This is a genomic window from Chitinimonas sp. (assembly GCF_041904975.1).
In the GTDB taxonomy this organism is placed as follows: Bacteria; Pseudomonadota; Gammaproteobacteria; order Burkholderiales; family Chitinimonadaceae; genus Chitinimonas.
This window is the reverse complement of sequence record NZ_JAYRLZ010000373.1, coordinates 1-3,315: the sequence shown is the minus strand read 5'-3', so window position 1 is coordinate 3,315 and position 3,315 is coordinate 1. Positions and strand designations below refer to the sequence as shown.

The 3,315-nt window shown below is 63.0% G+C and carries 1 protein-coding gene; it reads right to left on the bottom strand.

The genetic code is table 11. The features are described 5' to 3' along the window. Positions 1-3,315: NAD-glutamate dehydrogenase (locus ACE3OH_RS20975; protein WP_374357786.1), on the bottom strand; the 3,315-nt coding region annotated here is incomplete at both ends.

Sequence of the window (3,315 nt, the reverse complement as noted above, 5' to 3'; positions counted from 1 at the left end):
CAGGCCACGGCCGCCGGCCTGGCGCTCGGCCAGCTGCACATCGTTCGGTAGATATTCAATGCGGCGGCTCAGCTTGCCGGCGCGCTCCAGGCCTTGCATAAAGCGGCCATGCACGCTGAGCAGCGACTTGGCCTGCTTCAGCTCCAGGCTGATGGCGGCGGTTTGCAGATAGTTGTCGCGCAGCACCAGCTCGCCGACATTGTCGGTCATATCGGCCAGCAAGGCATTGCGCTGCTTCAGCGTCATATCGCCGGCCTGCAGCAGACGGCCCAGCAGGATCTTGATATTCACCTCATGGTCGGAGCAGTCCACACCGGCCGAATTATCGATGGCGTCGGTGCAGATATGGCCGCCCTGCATGGCGTATTCCACCCGGCCCAGCTGGGTGAAGCCGAGATTGCCGCCTTCGCCGATCACCTTGGCGCGGATCTCGCGGCCATCGATGCGCAGCGCATCGTTGGCGCGGTCGGCCGCTTCGGCGTGGCTCTGGCTGCTGGCCTTGAAGTAGGTGCCGATACCGCCGTTGTACAGCAGATCGACCGGGGCTTTCAGGATGGCGCGGATCAGGTCATTCGGCGCCATCGCTTCATCGGTGACATCCAGCACCTTGCGGATTTCCGGCGACAGCGGAATCGACTTGGCGCTACGCGAGTAGATGCCGCCACCCTTGCTCAGCGTCTTCTTGTCGTAGTCTTCCCAGCTGGAGCGGGGCAGGGCGAACATGCGCTGGCGCTCGGCAAAGCTCTTGGCCGGATCCGGATTCGGGTCGAGGAAGATATGCAGGTGGTTGAAGGCGGCCACCAGCTTGATCTGGTTGCTGAGCAGCATGCCGTTACCGAACACATCGCCCATCAGATCGCCGATACCGGCCACGGTGAAGGGTTGCTTCTGGGTGTCGTGGCCCATTTCGCGGAAATGGCGCTTCACCGATTCCCACGCGCCCTTGGCGGTAATGCCCATCTTCTTGTGGTCGTAACCGACCGAGCCGCCCGAGGCAAAGGCATCGTCCAGCCAGAAGCCGTATTCCTGCGACACGCCGTTGGCGATATCGGAGAAGGTTGCGGTGCCCTTGTCGGCTGCCACCACCAAGTAAGGGTCGTCCACATCACGGCGTACCACCGCCTTGGGCGGCACTACCTTGCCGTCGACCAGATTGTCGGTGAGGTCGAGCAGGCCGCGGATAAAGGTCTTGTAGCACTCGATGCCCTCGGCCTGGTAGGCCTCGCGGCCTTCCGGTGCCTGCTTGACCACGAAGCCGCCCTTGGAGCCGACCGGCACGATCACCGTGTTCTTCACCTGCTGCGCTTTGACGAGGCCCAGCACTTCGGTGCGGAAGTCTTCCTTGCGGTCGGACCAACGCAGGCCGCCACGGGCCACCTTGCCAAAGCGCAGGTGGATGCCTTCCACGCGTGGCGAGTACACCCAGATTTCGAACAGCGGCACCGGTTGCGGCATGTTCGGCATGGCGCGGCTATCGAACTTGAAGCTGATGTAGGGCTTGTTGCTACCATCGGCTGCCGGCTGGAAGTAGTTGGTGCGCAGGGTGGCGCGGATGGCATGGAAGAAGCCGGACAGGATGCGCTCGTCGTCGAGGCTGGGCACCTGGGACAGGGCTTCCTTGATCTTGGCAGCCAGCGGCTCGACGTCCTTGGCGCGCTTTTGCTTGAGCTCGTGCTGGGCATTGAACAGGCTGACCAAGTCGCGGGCGATGTCGCGGAACTGACCGAGGCGCTCGGCAATATGGTCGAGGCTGTAATTGAGCCCGGCCTGCTTCAGGTATTTGGCATAGGCGCGCAGCAGCACCACTTCGCGCCATTCCAGGCCCGCCAGCATGATCAGCTTGTTGAAGCGGTCGTTCTCGGCCTGGCCTTCGAAAATCGCAGCAAAGCCTTGCTGGAAGGCGCTGCGCTTGGCGTCGTCATCGAGCAGGCCGGCGATCGGCAGCTTGATGGCGATATCGGTCACCCAGGCGCGGCCCTGCTCGGCAAAGTTCAGGGTGTAGGGCTGCTCTTCGATAACGCGCACGCCCATGTTTTCCAGCACTGGCAGACTGTCGCTCAGCGCAATCGGCTCTTCACGGAAGATCTTGAAGCGGTGCTGGCTCGGGTCGGCCAGCGTTGCATCGGTCAGCTTCATGGTCAGGCGGCCGGCCTGCAGTGCCTGCTCGATCTTGTCGATATCGCTGACTGCAGTGCGGGCGTCGTAGTCGGCGTAATAGGCCGGGGCGAATGCCTTGGCATACTTGGCATACAGTGCCATGCCGCGCTCTTCGCCGGCATGGGCGGCCAGGTTCAGTTGCAGATCATCGGTCCAGCGGCGGGTGGCCTGGGAAATCTGGCTTTCGATTTCGCGCGGGTCGTAATCCGGCAGGGTCTGGCCGGCCGGGGTGCGGACGATGAACTGAATGCGCGCCAGGGCCGAATCGGACAGCATCACATTGAATTCTGCCGAGGTGCCGTTAAACGCCTGCAGCAGGATGTTCTGCATTTTCAGCCGCACATCGGTGTTGTAATTGTCGCGCGGCATATAGACCAGGGCCGACACATAGCGGCGATACAGGTCTTCGCGGATAAAGGCGCGCACGCGCGAGCGTTCCTGCAAATGCACGATGCCTTGGGCGATTTCGCCCAGCGCTGCTTCGGAAATCTCGATCAACTCATCGCGCGGATAGGTTTCCAGCACATTGAGCAAGGTCTTGCCCTTGTGGCTGGCGGCCGGGCTCTGGCTGCTGGCCATCACCGCTTCGATCTTGCGGCGCAGTACCGGAATCTGGTGCGGCGGGGTGTTGTAGGCCTTGGCGGTATACAGGCCGAGGAAACGGCGCTCGCCCACCACATTGCCCTTGGCGTCGTAGCGCTTGAGGCCCACGCAGTCCAGATAAGCGCCGCGATGGATGGTGGAGCGCGAATTGGTCTTGGTCAGCAATAGCGGCGCCTTGTCGCGCGCCAGGGCGCGGATCTCGGCCGGCAGTGCGGCGAAGCTGGCCGAATGGGCGCCGCGCGATTCGCCGCGCAGCAGCCCGAGGCCGGAGCCCTTGACGATGGTCAGCTGCACGCCGTCGCGGCTGTCGGTCAGGTCGTAATCGCGATAGCCGAGGAACACGAAATGATCGTCGCGCAGCCAGTCGATATAGCTCAGGCATTCTTCCCAGGCACTGGCATCCACCGTGGGCTTGCGCTTGCCCAGTTCGGTGCGCAGCTCAACCGCCTTGGCGGCCATGGCGTCGAAGTCTTCCACCGCAGCGCTCAAGTGCTCCAGCGCACGGGTCAGCTCGGTCTTGTTTTCGTCGAGCTTGGCCTTGTCGCTGATGCGGTC